General features: G+C 71.4%; 14 protein-coding genes and 1 pseudogene. 11 read left to right on the top strand and 4 right to left on the bottom strand.

What is annotated here, in order from left to right:
- Positions 1 to 125: 125 nt before the first annotated feature.
- Complete coding sequence (locus ABZ470_RS12600; protein ID WP_362775865.1) at positions 126 to 1,028, bottom strand: peptidylprolyl isomerase; 903 nt, start codon at positions 1,026 to 1,028, stop codon at positions 126 to 128.
- 197 nt (positions 1,029 to 1,225) lie between these two features.
- Here ABZ470_RS12600 and ABZ470_RS12595 point away from each other — a divergent pair, with 197 nt between their 5' ends.
- Positions 1,226 to 1,699 carry a hypothetical protein gene (locus ABZ470_RS12595; protein ID WP_362911421.1) on the top strand — a complete coding sequence of 158 codons (474 nt, stop codon included), beginning with the start codon at positions 1,226 to 1,228 and terminating at the stop codon, positions 1,697 to 1,699.
- Between the two features lie 38 nt (positions 1,700 to 1,737).
- Positions 1,738 to 3,051: a replication-associated recombination protein A gene (locus tag ABZ470_RS12590; protein WP_352011694.1), complete on the top strand. Its 1,314-nt coding sequence runs from the start codon at positions 1,738 to 1,740 to the stop codon at positions 3,049 to 3,051.
- A gap of 4 nt (positions 3,052 to 3,055) precedes the next feature.
- Here the strand turns inward: ABZ470_RS12590 and ABZ470_RS12585 are convergent, their stop codons facing one another.
- Entirely contained in the window at positions 3,056 to 3,703 is a 648-nt protein-coding gene (locus ABZ470_RS12585) for a TetR/AcrR family transcriptional regulator (protein WP_362911420.1), read from the bottom strand.
- Positions 3,704 to 3,786: 83 nt separating this feature from the next.
- Here ABZ470_RS12585 and ABZ470_RS12580 point away from each other — a divergent pair, with 83 nt between their 5' ends.
- The 9 genes and pseudogenes from ABZ470_RS12580 to ABZ470_RS12540 all read left to right on the top strand — a co-directional run bounded on the left by ABZ470_RS12580 (position 3,787) and on the right by ABZ470_RS12540 (position 13,172).
- Positions 3,787 to 4,701, top strand: coding sequence for a hypothetical protein (locus ABZ470_RS12580; protein WP_362911419.1), 915 nt, complete (start codon positions 3,787 to 3,789; stop codon positions 4,699 to 4,701).
- On the top strand, positions 4,698 to 6,113 hold the full coding sequence (locus tag ABZ470_RS12575; protein WP_362911418.1) for an isoprenylcysteine carboxylmethyltransferase family protein: 1,416 nt from the start codon (positions 4,698 to 4,700) through the stop codon (positions 6,111 to 6,113). Before ABZ470_RS12580 ends, ABZ470_RS12575 begins: the two co-directional genes overlap by 4 nt.
- Positions 6,083 to 6,475, top strand: a complete 393-nt coding sequence (locus ABZ470_RS12570; protein WP_352011698.1) for a DUF948 domain-containing protein — start codon at positions 6,083 to 6,085, stop codon at positions 6,473 to 6,475. Before ABZ470_RS12575 ends, ABZ470_RS12570 begins: the two co-directional genes overlap by 31 nt.
- Entirely contained in the window at positions 6,472 to 6,726 is a 255-nt protein-coding gene (locus tag ABZ470_RS12565) for a hypothetical protein (protein ID WP_362911417.1), read from the top strand. The genes ABZ470_RS12570 and ABZ470_RS12565 overlap by 4 nt, the downstream gene beginning before the upstream one ends.
- A gap of 1 nt (position 6,727) precedes the next feature.
- Positions 6,728 to 9,400 carry an alanine--tRNA ligase gene (alaS, locus tag ABZ470_RS12560; protein ID WP_352011700.1) on the top strand — a complete coding sequence of 891 codons (2,673 nt, stop codon included), beginning with the start codon at positions 6,728 to 6,730 and terminating at the stop codon, positions 9,398 to 9,400.
- A 53-nt stretch (positions 9,401 to 9,453) separates the two neighbouring features.
- Positions 9,454 to 9,888 (top strand): annotated as a pseudogene (ruvX, locus tag ABZ470_RS12555) (Holliday junction resolvase RuvX); the annotation flags it as partial.
- A gap of 113 nt (positions 9,889 to 10,001) precedes the next feature.
- A complete protein-coding gene (gene mltG / locus ABZ470_RS12550) occupies positions 10,002 to 11,033 on the top strand; it encodes an endolytic transglycosylase MltG (RefSeq protein ID WP_362911416.1) in 1,032 nt (343 codons plus the stop codon).
- Positions 11,034 to 11,211: 178 nt separating this feature from the next.
- A complete protein-coding gene (mltG, locus tag ABZ470_RS12545) occupies positions 11,212 to 12,348 on the top strand; it encodes an endolytic transglycosylase MltG (protein WP_362911415.1) in 1,137 nt (378 codons plus the stop codon).
- Positions 12,345 to 13,172, top strand: coding sequence for a shikimate dehydrogenase (locus ABZ470_RS12540; RefSeq protein WP_362911414.1), 828 nt, complete (start codon positions 12,345 to 12,347; stop codon positions 13,170 to 13,172). Before mltG (ABZ470_RS12545) ends, ABZ470_RS12540 begins: the two co-directional genes overlap by 4 nt.
- Here ABZ470_RS12540 and ABZ470_RS12535 read toward each other — a convergent pair.
- Together ABZ470_RS12535 and ABZ470_RS12530 are read right to left on the bottom strand one after the other, a co-directional pair.
- Positions 13,147 to 14,079: a hypothetical protein gene (locus ABZ470_RS12535; protein ID WP_362911413.1), complete on the bottom strand. Its 933-nt coding sequence runs from the start codon at positions 14,077 to 14,079 to the stop codon at positions 13,147 to 13,149. The two genes, ABZ470_RS12540 and ABZ470_RS12535, sit on opposite strands and share 26 nt — an antisense overlap.
- On the bottom strand, positions 14,076 to 14,423 hold the full coding sequence (locus ABZ470_RS12530; protein WP_352011705.1) for a helix-turn-helix transcriptional regulator: 348 nt from the start codon (positions 14,421 to 14,423) through the stop codon (positions 14,076 to 14,078). Before ABZ470_RS12530 ends, ABZ470_RS12535 begins: the two co-directional genes overlap by 4 nt.
- Between the last annotated feature and the right edge of the window lie 147 nt (positions 14,424 to 14,570).

The raw sequence follows: 14,570 nt of genomic DNA, 5'->3' as shown, positions 1-14,570 counted from the left end.
GTCTGGCCCGGGAGGTCGCGGCTCGCCCGCCGTGTGCGAGATGGTGGCCGTGATGACCGGTATGTCGGTGCGAGCGAGCCTGCGACGAAAGGGCCTCACCCCCGTCGAGGCCCTCCGAGGTGGCCCTAGGTGAGCTGAACGTCCTTGATGATCACCGGGATCTTGGGGGCGTTCGAGCCACCGTCGCCGGTGATGTCGTTGGGGTTCTCGATCCAGCCGCCCTTGTAGACCTTGTCGAGGATGTCCATGCCCTGCGTGACCGTGCCGAGGGGCGTGTAGTCGGGCTGCAGCTGGGCGGTCTCGTCCGACAGGGAGATCCAGAACTGGCTGCCGTTCTGGTTCGCCGCCTCGGCCGCCTGGGCCAGCGCGACCGTTCCCCTGGTGTAGGGCAGCCCGCCGAGGTTCTCGTCGTTGAAGACGTAACCCGAGCTGCCCTGGCCGTCGGTGGGGTTCTTGCCGTCGGCCTTGGCCTGCGGGTCGCCGCACTGCAGCAGGCCGAGCCCGGAGTTCTCCGGCGTGGCCAGGCGGTGGCACCTGGTGTTGTCGAAGAAGTTCTTCTTCGCCAGGAAGGCGAAGGAGTTGACCGCGCAGGGGGCCCGGTCCGTCTGGAGCTCGATCACGATGTCACCGAGGTTGGTGGTGATCTTCATGTTCTTCAGCTTCAGGTTGGGCTTGGCCGGGGGCATGCCCACGTACTTGGCCGGGCTGCCGCTGGTGTCCTTGCGGTAGGAGCAGGTCAGCTTGGCCAGCTCCGCCGAGGGGGTCGGCGACGGCTGCAGGGCGGGGGCCTGACTTGGGTCGGCCGCCGCGCTCTTCTCCGAGGGGGTGGGGCGCTTGGGGTCGTTGCCGCCGAGGAGGTTCGTCGCGGCGAACAGGCCTCCGGCCACGACGACGACCGCGACGCCGGCTCCGATGAAGGTGTTCCGCCTCGACTTTGCGGTCGACTGCTGGGCGGTCTGCTGGGCCCGCTGGGCCTGCCGCTCCTTGTGCTCCCGCGCCAGCTGGCTCTGGCGGTCTTCGCCGCTCACCGCTTCGTCCTCCAGAATTGCTGTTCCATGACTATTGACTGGGCGAAAGCGTACCCGCCTCGGCGTGTGATGGATGTAAGTGACAGAATCCGTCAGATGGGGTAGGAGAGGAAGACGCGGGTGAAGTGCCGCGTTCCAGGTAGCGTTCACGGTGGGATCCCACCTGCACAGACGCCGCCGATGACCGGAGCCCCCCTATGTTCGACGAGATTCTGGGCCTGCCCGCCCACCCGCTGATCGTCCACGCCGCCGTGGTCCTGACGCCCCTGCTGGTGGTGCTGGCCGCCGTCTACGCCCTGGCCGCACGCACGCGCGCGGTGCTGACCTGGGCGGTCGTCGGGCTCGCGGTCATCTCGCCCGTGGGGGTCTTCGCGGCCAGGCAGAGCGGTGAGGAGCTCAAAAGGGGACGTTTCTCCTCGGCGAGCGGGGAGCTCGGGCAGCGCGTCGCCGAGCACGAGAGCTTCGCGACCCCGTTGCTGCTGGCCGTACTGGCGCTCGGAGTGGTCTCACTCGGTCTCGTCCGGCTCACGCGTCCCGGGCGTTCGGAGAGCGCGCCCAAGGGGGTCGGGACGGCGCTGCGCGCGCTGACGGTGGTCCTGGCCGTGGTGGCCGGTTACTACGTGGTGAGGGCGGGCCACAGCGGCGCCGTCGCGGTCTGGGGAGGTTTCTGAGGGATCGGGAGCCCGCCCCCTGACGGTACTGTCTGAGCGTGGACAGCCTGTTCGACTCGGCGGCGGAGGAGGCCCACCGCGGCCATGAGCCACTGGCGGTGCGGATGCGCCCCCGTGGCCTGGACGAGGTGATCGGCCAGCGTCACCTGCTCGGGCCGGGCACGCCGCTGCGCAGGCTCGTCGAGGGCGAGGCCCCGATGTCGCTGTTCCTGTGGGGGCCGCCGGGCACGGGCAAGACCACCCTCGCCTACGTGGTCGCGGGGGTGACCAAGCGCCGCTTCGTCGAGGTCTCCGCGGTCTCCGCCGGGGTCAAGGAGGTCCGCGCCGCCATCGAGCAGGCCCGCCGCGAGCTGGGCATGTCGGGGCGGCAGACCGTGCTGTTCGTCGACGAGGTGCACCGCTTCAACAAGGCCCAGCAGGACGCCCTGCTGCCCGCCGTCGAGAACCGCTGGGTCACCTTCATCGGCGCGACCACGGAGAACCCGTTCTTCTCCGTCATCTCGCCGCTGCTGTCCCGTTCGCTGCTGCTGACCCTGGAGTCGCTGTCGGAGGAGGACATCCGCGGCGTGCTCGAACGCGCCGCCGCCGACCCGCGCGGCCTGGACGGTCGGGTACGGCTGGCGCCCGAGGCGGTCGAGCACCTGGTACGGCTGGCCGGGGGAGACGCCCGCAGGTCCCTCACCTATCTGGAGGCGGCCGCGCTGATCGCCGAGGACGAGATCACCGTCGAGGTGGTCGAGCGCGCGGTCGACAAGGCGGCCGTGCGCTACGACCGCCAGGGCGACCAGCACTACGACGTGGTCAGCGCCTTCATCAAGAGCATGCGGGGCTCCGACGCCGACGCCGCGCTGCACTATCTGGCCAGGATGGTCGAGGCGGGGGAGGACCCCAGGTTCATTGCCCGAAGGATCGTCATCTTCGCCTCGGAGGACGTCGGCATGGCCGATCCCACCTGCCTGCAGGTGGCGGTGGCCGCGGCGCAGGCGGTCGAGTTCATCGGCCTGCCCGAGGGCCGCCTGAACCTGGCCCAGGCGGTCGTCCACTGCGCGCTCGCCCCCAAGTCCAACGCGGTGATCACCGCGATCGACGCCGCCGCCCAGGACGTACGGCGGGGCGACATCGGCCAGGTCCCCGCCCACCTGCGCGACGCGCACTACCCCGGGGCACGGGGGCTCGGCCACGGTGAGGGCTACCGCTACCCGCACGACTTCGAGCACGGCCTGGTCCGCCAGGACTACGCCCCCGCCGAGCTCAGGGACCGCCGCTACTACCGGCCGACCCGGCACGGGGCCGAGGCCGCCTTCGCCGACCGCTGGAGCAGGATCCGCGCCTTCCTGCGCGGCGGCCAGTAGCCCCTCAGGAGGGAGGCGCGCCGTCCTGCCGTCGGGTGCGAGGTCCGCGGCGGGGGAAGCGCACGGTCAGCAGCCTGGCGCGGGGGGCGACCCGGCGGGCCAGCGTGAACAGGGCGTCGGTGCGGGAGCGGTCGGCGTCAAGGTGGGTGAAGAGGTTGACGCCCAGGTAGAAGGTGATCGCGGCGTAGGCGAGGTCGCGGGGCGGCATGAGCCTGGCCAGGGGTGAGCCGCCGATGACCCGCTCCAGCGTCTGCTCGACGAAGTCGATCCACGGGTCGGAGCGCTTGACGATCTCCGCCCTGAGCTCGGGCCTGGCGATGCTCGCGCCGACGAGCTCGGAGAAGAGCGTGATGTGCCCCGCCTCCAGGTCGGCCCGGTAGATCGCGGTGGCGATCTCGGCCAGCTCCTCCAGCGTGCGGGCCCGCTCGACGGCTCTGCGGTAGTCGGTCATCCGCTGCTCGGAGGCGCGGTCGAGTGCGGCGAGCAGCAGCGGATCGACCCCGCCGAAGTGGTAGAAGACCAGCGCCGAGTTGACCCCGGCGGCCTTGGCGATGGTACGGGCGCTGGCCCCGGCGTATCCCTCGGTCCGCACGGTCTCGGCGGCGGCCTCGATCAGCCGCTCCCGGGTCTCCGCGCCCGCCTGCTTGTTCACTTCACCGCTCCCTTGCCAAGACGATCTCTTCGATCATACGGTTTAATCGACTGATTAAACCGACCGATGAAGAGGGTGGCCCCATGGATGACCCGTCCGGAAAATCACCGGACTCGGAACCGCTCCCCGAGGACCGGACCGAGCGCAGGGCACGCTGGAACCTCGCCGGTCTGCTCCTGGCCCTGTTCGTCGCGCTCCTGCTCTACCGGGTGCTGCACGCGGGCCACCTGGAGGAGACGACGCTCTTCTACGTCGGCCTCCCCGCCGTCATCGCCATCACGGTCGTGCTGACGAGCAAACCGAGGTCCGCGACCGGCGCGATCCTGGCGACGATCACCGTGGCCCTCGCCTTCGCGGGACCGTTGCTCGGCGAGGGGATCGTCTGCCTGCTGTTCGCGGCCCCGCTCTTCTACCTCGTCGGCCTGCTGATCGGGGCCGTCATCGACTACTTCGACCGGCGGGGACCCCACGCGCTCGCCGCCCCGCTGGTGTTGCTCACGCTCGTCGCCGTGGGCGCGGAGGTGGCCGGACCGGCCCGTGACAACGCGGTCACCGCGGTGCGGGCGGCCCCGGGGACCGGGACGGAACAGGCACTGGCCGCCGTCCCCCGCTTCGGCCCGTTCGAGTCGGCGTTCCTGAAGATCGGCTTCCCCAGGCCGCTGGCGGCAACCGGCACCGGACTTGAGGTCGGCGCCCTGCGGGAGATCACCTTCAACCCGCGCCGCTCCCTCGGCATCGGCGCCCTTCCCGAACCACGTTCGATGACCCTCAGGGTGAAGGAACGCGGCCCGGGGCGGGTGACCTTCTCCGTGGTCCGCGACACCACGCTGACCCGCTGGCTCGACCTCCGCGAGGCGGAGTTCACCTGGGGGAACGGGAGGCTCGCGGTGACCCTGCGCTACCGCCGTACCTTCGACCCCGGCTGGTACTTCGGCCCCCTGCAGCGCTACGCCGTCGGCCAGGCCGCCGACTACCTGGCCGGGACCTTCGCCCGATGACGGGCGACCCCGTGCTGGTGCGCGGTCTGGCCCTCGCGGTACCGGTCGCCGCGGTGCTCGCGGCCACCTGGAGAGGCCGGGTCCGCCGGGGGCTCGGAGAACGGGACGCGGCCGCGGCGATCCTGGCCACGCTGTGGAACCTGGAGGCGCTCATCGCGGTGAACCTCCTCGCCCAGGACCTCGGCTGGTGGCGCTTCACCGCGGTAGGGGCCCTCTACCGGGGCGTTCCGATCGACCTGCTGCTGGGCTGGGCACTGCTCTGGGGCGCGGTGCCCGGCCTGGTGGCACGCCGGGCGCCGATCCCGCTGGTCGCCGCGTCCCTCGGCTGGCTGGACCTGGCGGTGATGCCCCTGGCCGAGCCCGTCGTCGTGCTCGGCGAGCACTGGCTCGCCGGGGAGGCGGTCGCGATGGCCGTCGCCCTGCTCCCCGGTTTGCTGGTGGCCTCCTGGACGGCCGGAGGCCGCCGCCTGCCCCTCAGGGCCGCCGCCCAGATCGTCCTCGCGGCCGCCGGGGGCATGGCGCTGCCCATCGTGCTGACCGGGGTGTGGCGGCAGCCCACGTGGGTGCTCGGCCTCATGGCGCAGGCGCTGGCCGTGCCCTCGCTGCTCGGGCTGGCCGCCGTACGGGAGTTCGCGCTCGCCGGCCGGGGGACGCCGCTGCCGTACGACCCGCCGGAACGGCTGGTGGTCACCGGGCCCTACGCCTACGTCCGTAACCCGATGCAGGCCGCGATGACGGGCGGCTACCTGCTGCTCGCCCTGCTCGACCCGGTTTTCCTGGCCGCGGCGCTGGTCGCCTTCGCCTACGGGGCGGGGCTGGCGGCCTGGCACGAGGGGGAGGGGCTCACCGCGCGCTTCGGCGGGGAGTGGGCCGCCTACCGGCGCGCCGTACGGGCGTGGGTGCCCAGGTGGCGGCCCGTCGCCTTCCCCGGGGCCGTCGCGTCCGTGTACGTGGCCACCACCTGCGGGATCTGCTCGCAGGTCGGCGGGTGGATCGTCGCACGCCGTCCCGCCGGGCTGCGCGTGCTCGCCGCGGAGGACCACCCCGCGGGGCTGCGCCGGATCACCTACGAGTCGGCGGACGGGCGCGGTGCCCAGGGGGTGGCGGCGATCGCCCACGTGCTGACCCACATCCACCTCGGCTGGGCCCTGGCGGGCTGGACACTCATGATCCCGGGGGTCGGCCGGTTCGCCCAGCTCTGCATGGACGCCTTCGGGGGCGCGCCCAGGACCCTGGCCGTACGGAACGGGCCGTCGCCGGCGGGGAAGCCGGGCGGGTACGGCCGACCGCCTGGGCGTCGTGTCACGGTATGCCGGGGAAGCGGTTCGGGACGCGGTAAGGTCTTGCCTGTTCCAGCCGGGTCAACTAAGGAGATCGGCGCATGCTTACCGCAGGAGAGGTCGCCGGACTGATCGTCGCGATGGCCTGGGCGATCCTGGTCTGCTTCCTGGCCGTGGCGCTGGTCAAGCTGGCCCGGCTGCTGACCGAGACCACCAAGATGGTCTCCGAGCTGGGCGAACGCGTGGTCCCGCTGCTGGAGGACGTCACGGTCACCGTCAGCGAGACCAACCGCCAGCTGGTCGCCGTCGAGGCCATCGCCAAGGACGTCAAGCAGGTCAGCGGGCACGCCGCCAAGATCAGCGACGTCACCCAGACCCTGGTCACCGGGCCGTTGATCAAGCTCGCCGCGCTGACCCACGGCGTCAGACGCGCCCTGTCGGCCCGCAGGAACGGCAGGCCCGGCTCCCGGGTCCTCGAAGGGCGGCGGCGATGATCCGCAGGATCTTCTACATCTCCCTGGGCGCGTTCGGCGCCGTGTGGGCGATGCGTAAGCTGCAGTCACTGCATCCGAACCACCTGGCGCGCCGTGCGGTGCGCGGCGCCTCGGGGGTCCTGGACCAGGCCCGGGACTTCGCGGCCGAGGCGCTGGACGGCGCGGCGCAGCGGGAAACCGAGTTGCGCTCCCGATTCGGCCTCGACAGTGTTGAGAACACCTACACCTACCACGTAAAGGATGGCCGCTGACATGGAGTCGGCAGAGATCGCCCGCCGCTTCCTGCGCTTCTTCGAGGAGCGTGGGCACACCGCCGTGCCCTCGGCCAGCCTCATCGCCGAGGACCCGACGCTGCTTCTCGTCCCCGCGGGCATGGTGCCGTTCAAGCCCTACTTCCTGGGCCAGCAGAAGCCGCCCTACCCCCGGGCGGCCAGCGTCCAGAAGTGCGTGCGCACCCCCGACATCGACGAGGTCGGCAAGACCACCAGGCACGCCACCTTCTTCCAGATGCTCGGCAACTTCTCCTTCGGCGACTACTTCAAGGAGCGGGCGATCCCGCTGGCCTGGGAGCTGCTGACCAAGCCCGAGTCCGAGGGCGGCTTCGGCTTCCCCGAGGAGCGGCTCTGGGTCACCGTCTACCACGACGACGACGAGTCCTACGACATCTGGCACCACAAGGTCGGCATCCCCGCGGAGCGCATCCAGCGCCGCGGCCTGGCCGACAACTACTGGCACATGGGCGTGCCCGGCCCCGGCGGCCCCTGCACCGAGATCTACTACGACCGCGGCCCCGAGTACGGCAGGGACGGCGGCCCGATCGCCGACGAGAACCGTTACCTGGAGGTCTGGAACAACGTCTTCATGCAGTTCCAGCTCGGTACGGTGCGCAGCAAGACCGACTTCGACATCGTGGGCGAACTGCCCGCCAAGAGCGTCGACACCGGCATGGGCCTGGAGCGGATGGCCGCGATCCTGCAGGGCGTCGACAACATCTACGAGATCGACACCACCTACAAGATCCTCGACAGGGCCGCGGAGCTGACCGGGACCCGCTACGGCCGTGACGAGCGCGCCGACGTCTCGCTGCGCGTGGTCGCCGACCACGTCCGCACCGGCGTGATGCTCGTCGCCGACGGCGTGCTGCCCTCCAACGAGGGCCGGGGCTACGTGCTGCGGCGGATCCTGCGCCGTGCGATCCGCAACCTGCGCCTGCTGGGCGCGGGCGAGCAGCGCTACATGCACGACCTGACCGCGGTGACCATCGACGTGATGGGCGATCTCTATCCCGACCTCAAGGCCGACGCCCCGCAGATCCACGGCGTCATCGACGCGGAGGAGGCCTCCTTCCTCGGCACCCTGCGCACCGGCACCGCGATCTTCGACGCGGCCGTCGAGGAGACCAAGCGCAAGGGACGGGGCACCCTCGGCGGTGACCAGGCCTTCCAACTGCACGACACCTACGGCTTCCCGATCGACCTGACCCTGGAGATGGCCTCCGAGCAGGGCCTCAAGGTCGACGAGGAGGGCTTCCGCAGGCTGATGAAGGAGCAGCGCGACCGCGCCAAGGCCGACGCCGCCGCCAAGAAGACCGGAAACGCCGACATCTCGGTTTTCGGCCAGATCCTGGAGAAGACCGGCAGGGTCGAGTTCCTCGGCTACGACAACGTGACCGCCGAGTCCGCGGTCATCGGCCTGCTCGTCGACGGGCTCCCGGTCCCCGCCGCAGGCGCGGGCACCACCGTCGAGGTCGTGCTCAGCCGTACCCCCTTCTACGCCGAGGGCGGCGGCCAGCTCGCCGACCAGGGGATCATCCGCACCGACGGGGCCGAGGTCGAGATCGTCGACGTGCAGTCCCCGGTCTCGGGCGTGATCGTGCACCGGGGCAAGGTCAGGACCGGTGAGGTCCGGGTCGGTGACCAGGCCCAGGCCGAGATCGACGTCGAGCGGCGCCGCGCCATCTCCCGCAGCCACACCGCCACGCACCTGGTGCACAGGGGCTTCCGCAACGCGCTCGGCGAGACGGCCGCGCAGGCGGGTTCGGAGAACTCGCCCGGCCGTTTCCGCTTCGACTTCACCGCGGCGGGCGCCGTGCCGCCCAGTGTGCTCCGTGACGTCGAGGACGAGGTCAACGCCATCCTGATCAACGACCTGAAGGTCAACGCCTTCCACACCTCCCAGGCGGAGGCGAGGGCGATGGGCGCGCTGGCCCTGTTCGGCGAGAAGTACGGCGAGACCGTCCGCATCGTCGAGGTCGGCGACTACTCCCGTGAGCTCTGCGGCGGCACCCACGTCGCGAGCTCGGGCCAGCTCGGCCTGGTCAAGGTGCTCGGCGAGGCCTCGATCGGCGCCGGAGTGCGACGGGTCGAGGCCCTGGTCGGCCTGGACGCCTTCCGCTTCCTGGCCCGTGAGAGCGTGCTCGTCGCCCAGCTCTCCGAGCAGCTCAAGGCCCGCAGGGAGGAGCTGCCCGAGCGGATCGAGGGCATCGTCACCCGGCTGCGCACCGCGGAGAAGGAGCTGGACAGGCTCCGTTCCGCCCAGGTCCTCGCGCTCGCGGGCGAGATGGCCGCCGGAGCACGTGATCTGGGCGGAGTGTCCGTGGTGACACACCGCGCGCCTGATGGCACCTCTGCGGATGATCTGCGTAAACTCGCCCTTGACGTGCGCGGACGGTTCCCAGGGGATCGCGCGGCGGTCGTCGTCGTCGCGGCGGTTCCCGCCGACCGGCCGGTCGTCGTGGCCACGGTCAACGACGCGGGCCGTGAGCGCGGCCTCAAGGCGGGCAGGCTCGTCGGCGTCGCGGCCAAGGCCCTCGGCGGTGGTGGCGGCGGCAAGGACGACGTCGCCCAGGGCGGCGGGACCCGGCCCGAGGCGATCGGCGACGCGCTGGGCGCCGTCGAACAGGCGATCGCCCAGACACTCGCCTGAGCGGCCGAAGCCGGTGAGCCGCGCGCGGCTCTGAGGCGGAGGCGGAGAACATGATGAGAAGTGGCATCCGGCTGGGTGTCGACGTCGGCTCGGTCCGCATCGGCGTGGCCCGCAGCGATCCGTCCGGATTGCTGGCCACGCCGGTGGAGACCGTACGGCGAGGCAGAGGTGACCTCGACCGGCTCGCGGAGATCGCGGCCGAGTACGAGGCGGTGGAGATCGTCGTCGGCCTGCCGACCTCGCTCTCCGGCCGTGAGGGGCAGGCGGCGGGGGTGGCCCGCGAGTTCGCGGGCAGGATCGCCTCGCGGCTGGCGCCCGTCCCCGTCAGGCTGTTCGACGAGCGGCTCACCACGGTCACCGCGCAGCAGGGGCTGCGCGCCAGTGGCGTCAGGGCCAGGGAGCAGCGCGGCGTGGTCGACCAGGCGGCGGCGGTCGTGCTGCTCCAGGCGGCCCTGGACAACGAACGGGCGACCGGCAGGCCGCCGGGCGTGGCGGCCGGTCCACCGGCAGGGCCGTCCTCCGGGGCGCCGAGAGGTTCTTCGTCCGGGCCGCCGGGCGCCCGGCGGCCCGGTGAGGAGAGGCCGAGCGGCGGGACCGGACGGTGAGCGGGCGGCGGCTGACATGGCTGCTGGCCTGCGGCGCGGGCGCCGCGCTGCTCGGAGCCGGGGGTTATGTCCTGGCCAGGCCCTACCTCACCCCCGCCGACTTCGAGGGGCCCGGCACGGGAGCGGTCACCGTGCGGATCGCGCAGGGCGCGAGCGCGGGGGAGATCGCCGCGACGCTGGCCGAGGCGGGGGTCGTGGCGAGCGCGGGCTCGTTCGTCGCGGTGGCCGAGGAACGCGGGAAGGCGGGCAGCCTGTTCCCCGGGCACTACCGGATGCGCAAAGGCATGTCGGCCACCTCGGCACTCGACCTGCTGACCGAGCCCCGCTCCCGGATGGTGCGGCGTGTCGTCGTCCCCGAGGGGCTGCGTCTGCCGGAGCTGCTCGACCGGCTCGCGGAGGGCACGGGGATGCGCAGGGCCGACCTCGCCGGGGCGGCGAGGAACCTCCGGGCGCTGGGCCTGCCCGGCTACGCCAGGGGCCCCGAGGGCTTCCTGTTCCCGGCGACCTACGAGGTGGAGCCGGACACGACCCCGGCCGAGCTGCTCGGGGCCATGGTGGAACGTTTCAAGGACGCCGCCGCCGACCTGAACCTGGAACGGCGGGCCGCCAGGAGGGACCTGACCCCGCTTGAGGCCGTCACGGTGGCCAGCATCGTCCAGGCGGAAGGTGGGAGATACTCGGACTATCCGAAGATCGCTAGAGTGATCTACAACCGGATCAAGGCCGGTTCCCCCCTCCAGCTCGACACCACGGTGCTCTACGCGCAAAGGCGCAGAAGCCTCATGGTCTCGGAGAAGGACACCACGGTGCGCTCGCCGTACAACACCTATCTGAGGCCCGGCCTGCCGCCGGGCCCCGTCGCCAGTCCCGGAGAGAAGGCGCTGAGAGCGGCGCTTCGGCCTGGCCGGGGAAGGTGGTTCTGGTTCGTCACCACGGATCCGGCGCATAGAATCACGAAATTCACTGACAAAGAGAGTGAGTTTGTGAGATACCGGGAACAGCTGAACAGATACCTCGGGACGCACTGATGTCCGGCGGAACACCCCCCGTTCCGCCGCGCGCGGCGATCCGCTCCGGCGGTCCGAACGAGGGCCAACGGCGGTCCGAGGTGTCCGGTCCGGGGCTCCTCCTCGGTTTGGCGGACCCGCTTGACGCCACGCCGTCCCTGCCGGGAGATTGGCCAGCGCATCTATGAACGGGCTCGATATGGACTTTCTGGTCGGCGCCGAGGACGACGACGGGTCACGGCGTGGCTCTCGCCAGTCTCCAGGACGGCGTGGCCGCCGCAGAAGGCGTCGCCGCAACAGGGGCGGCTTCCTCGCCCCGATGCTCGCGGTCATCGTCTTGATCGGCGGTCTCGGCGCGGCGGGCTTCTACGGTTACACCTGGCTGCGTGAGGTGACGACTCCCCAGGACTACGCCGGTGAGGGCAGCGGCGAGGTCGTCATCGAGATCAAGGACGGTCAGACCGCCTCCGACGTCGCCCAGACCCTGGAGAAGCAGGACGTCGTCAAGAGCGCCAGGACGTTCACCGGGGCCGTCGCCGACGCGGGCAAGAGCGCCTCCCTGCAACCGGGTGAGTACCGCATGCGCAAGCGGATGTCCTCGGCGGCGGCCGTCAAGCTGCTCGACCCGTCCCTGCGGCTGCTGGAGCGGGTGACGCTGAAGGAGGGCCTGCGCCTGTCCGACACCCTGGCGACGCTCGCCAAGGAGACCGGCAAGCCGCTCAAGGAGTTCCAGCAGGCCGCGAAGAACGTCAAGGCGCTCGGCCTGCCCGGCTACGCCAAGGGGCGCCTGGAGGGCTACGCCTTCCCCGCCACCTACGACATCACCCCCAAGATGACCGCGGCGGACATCCTCACCGCGATGGTCGACCGTTTCAACCAGACGGCCGACAAGGACGGGCTCGTCTCGGCGGCCAAGAGCCTCGGGCACACCCCGCACGAGATCATGACGATCGCCAGCATCGTCCAGGCCGAGTCGGGCAGCGTCGAGGACATGTCCAAGGTGGCCCGGGTCATCTACAACCGCCTGGACGGCAACCGCAAGCTGGAGATGGACAGCACGGTGATGTACGGGCTGAACAAGTACGGCATCTCCGCCACCAACGCCGACCTGGAGAGCAAGTCGCCCTACAACACCTACAAGCGGCTCGGCCTGCCGCCCGGCCCCATCGCCAACCCGGGTGACCACGCCATCCAGGCGGCGCTCGACCCGGCCAAGGGCGACTGGATCTGGTTCGTCACCACAGACCCCAAGCGCGGCATCACCAAGTTCGCCTCGACGGAGGCCGAGTTCTTCCAGTTGAAGGCGGAGTTCGAGAAGAACAGGAACGGCGGATGACGCGGGCGGCGGTCCTGGGCTCGCCCATCGCCCACTCGCTCTCGCCCCATCTGCACCGGGCCGCCTACGAGGCCCTCGGCCTGTACGACTGGCAGTACGAGGCCTTCGAATGCGACGAGGCGGGGCTGCCCGCCCTGCTCGACGGGCTCGGCCCCGGCTGGGCGGGCCTGTCGCTGACGATGCCGCTCAAGCGCGCCGTGCTCCCGCTGCTCGACACGGTCTCCGACCTGGCGGTCGAGGTCGGCGGGGCGAACACCGTGATCTTCTCCGAGGGCGGTCGCCACGGGGAGAACACCGACGTGTACGGCATCGTCCAGGCGCTCACCGAGGCCGGGGTCAAGCCGCCGCACGGCGCCACGGTCCTCGGCGGCGGGGCGACGGCCGCCTCGACACTGGCCGCCCTGCGCGAGCTGGGCCTCTCGCGGGCCAATCTGGTGGTCCGCGACCCGGCCAGGGCGGGCGAGACGGCACAGGTGGCCGAACGGCTCGGCACCACCCTGTCGGTGCGCACCTTCGACGAGCTGGAGAGTGTCCTGGACGTCGACCTGGTCGTCTCCACCCTGCCCTCCGGCGCCGCGGACGGTTTCGCCGGCCTGCTGGCCGGGGTGCCCGCGCTCTTCGACGTGGTCTACGCGCCGTGGCCGACCCGGCTGGCCTCGGCCGTCGAGGCCGCGGGCGGCACCGTGGTCGGCGGCTTCCCGATGCTGCTGCACCAGGCGGTCCGGCAGGTCGAGATGATGACCGGCCGGACCGACGTCCCGGTCGAGGCGATGCGCGCGGCGGGCAAGGCCGAGATCGTCAGGCGAGCGGCTCCGGGGAGCTGACGGTCCCCGAGCCGTACGGCCGGAAGCCCCTCCTGGCCACGACGAAGGCGGTGACGCCCACCAGGACCTGGACGAGTCCGGGAAGCCACTCGTCGTGCGACATCCCGGACCACGGCACGCCGCGGTAGAGCACCAGGAACAGCGGCACCAGGAGGACGACGGCCCGGCGTCCCGCCGGGGTGCGGCTGGCCGCTCCACAGGCCATGCAGACCATCGTCGTCATGGCCAGGGAACCGAGGAAGTACTCGGGGGCGAGGAAGTGCTCCAGAGCCGAGGCGACGTTCATCGTCAGGATCGCCGCGGCGGTCCAGCGCAGCAGCGAACGGCGGCCGACCAGTGCCGCCCCCGCCGTCGGGCTGGGGGCGAACGTCAGCAGAAGCGCGACAGCGAGGTCGGGCAGTGCGTAGAACGCCCTCTCGAAGGGGGTGAACGGGTCGATGCCCATGCTGAGCACAGCCGGGATCGTCGTGCTGGCGGCCGTCAAGACCCAGGCCGACGCCGCGGCCGCCCAGCGCGGGCCGCGCAGCGCGAGCCAGACGATCAGCAGGCGCGGCAGCGCGTAGACGGCGGGCGTCAGGGCGTAGAGGAGAGGCTGGGTGCCGTCGACGGTCAACAGTATGGTGCCCCAGGTGCTCATCTCCAGGACCAGCAGGTGGAGCGGGGCGACGATCGCGGCGATGTTCAGCGCGTCACGCCAGGATCCGCCGCTGCCCGGGCCGAAGGCGTGCCGCAGGCGGATCAGCACCCCGCCCTTGACCAGGTCGAGCACGTCACGCGGGTCGGGGAACCGCCACCCCTGCCCGGCCTGCGCCAGCATCACCCCGAGCATCTCCTCCCCGTGCCTGGCCCTGTGCTCGGCCGGGTAGAGGGCCAGCAGCCTGCGGTAACGCTCCTCCAGTGTGCTCACGCCACACCCCCGCCCACGCCGGGGACCAGGGCACGCAGCCGGGTCGAGGCCGCCTCGGCGTGCCTGCGCAGCCGTTCGGCCTCGGTGGCCAGGCGGGTGCCGCCCTCCGCGGTCAGCCGGTAGTAGCGCCGTATCCGGCCCTCCACGACCTCCTCGCGGTCGGTGGCGATCAGGTTTTCGGACTGGAGGCGGTCGAGGGCGGCGTACAGGGTTCCCGCCCGCAGGCGCACCCGGCCGCCGGAGATCTCCTGGACGTCGCTGATCACCCCGTAACCGTGCTGGGGTCCCGCGGCCAGGGCCGTGAGGATCAGGAACGTCGGCTCCTGCATCGATCTCTGGTTCATATGGTCTTTATATATCGACCATCGGCATATTGAGAAGGTGGGATCGGGAATGATTCGGCGGGTGTCGGGGGGTGTGATAGAGTAACTACTCGATCGGTCCGGCATGCCTGCTGGACGCGCAAGCGGAGGTTCACCTCCCACCTGGTC

Source organism: Streptosporangium sp. NPDC020072, assembly GCF_040631445.1.
Classification (GTDB): Bacteria; Actinomycetota; Actinomycetes; order Streptosporangiales; family Streptosporangiaceae; genus Streptosporangium.
This window is presented reverse-complemented; position numbering and strand designations above follow the sequence as displayed.

What these genes read in the sequence shown, in the direction of transcription:
- mltG (WP_362911415.1), top strand. Translation starts at nt 11,212, where the DNA reads ATGGACTTTCTGGTCGGCGCCGAGGACGACGACGGGTCACGGCGTGGC.
- ABZ470_RS12595 (WP_362911421.1), top strand. Translation starts at nt 1,226, where the DNA reads ATGTTCGACGAGATTCTGGGCCTGCCCGCCCACCCGCTGATCGTCCAC.
- ABZ470_RS12575 (WP_362911418.1), top strand. Translation starts at nt 4,698, where the DNA reads ATGACGGGCGACCCCGTGCTGGTGCGCGGTCTGGCCCTCGCGGTACCG.
- ABZ470_RS12580 (WP_362911419.1), top strand. Translation starts at nt 3,787, where the DNA reads ATGGATGACCCGTCCGGAAAATCACCGGACTCGGAACCGCTCCCCGAG.
- ABZ470_RS12570 (WP_352011698.1), top strand. Translation starts at nt 6,083, where the DNA reads ATGCTTACCGCAGGAGAGGTCGCCGGACTGATCGTCGCGATGGCCTGG.
- alaS (WP_352011700.1), top strand. Translation starts at nt 6,728, where the DNA reads ATGGAGTCGGCAGAGATCGCCCGCCGCTTCCTGCGCTTCTTCGAGGAG.
- ABZ470_RS12540 (WP_362911414.1), top strand. Translation starts at nt 12,345, where the DNA reads ATGACGCGGGCGGCGGTCCTGGGCTCGCCCATCGCCCACTCGCTCTCG.
- ABZ470_RS12565 (WP_362911417.1), top strand. Translation starts at nt 6,472, where the DNA reads ATGATCCGCAGGATCTTCTACATCTCCCTGGGCGCGTTCGGCGCCGTG.
- ABZ470_RS12530 (WP_352011705.1), bottom strand. Translation starts at nt 14,423, where the DNA reads ATGAACCAGAGATCGATGCAGGAGCCGACGTTCCTGATCCTCACGGCC.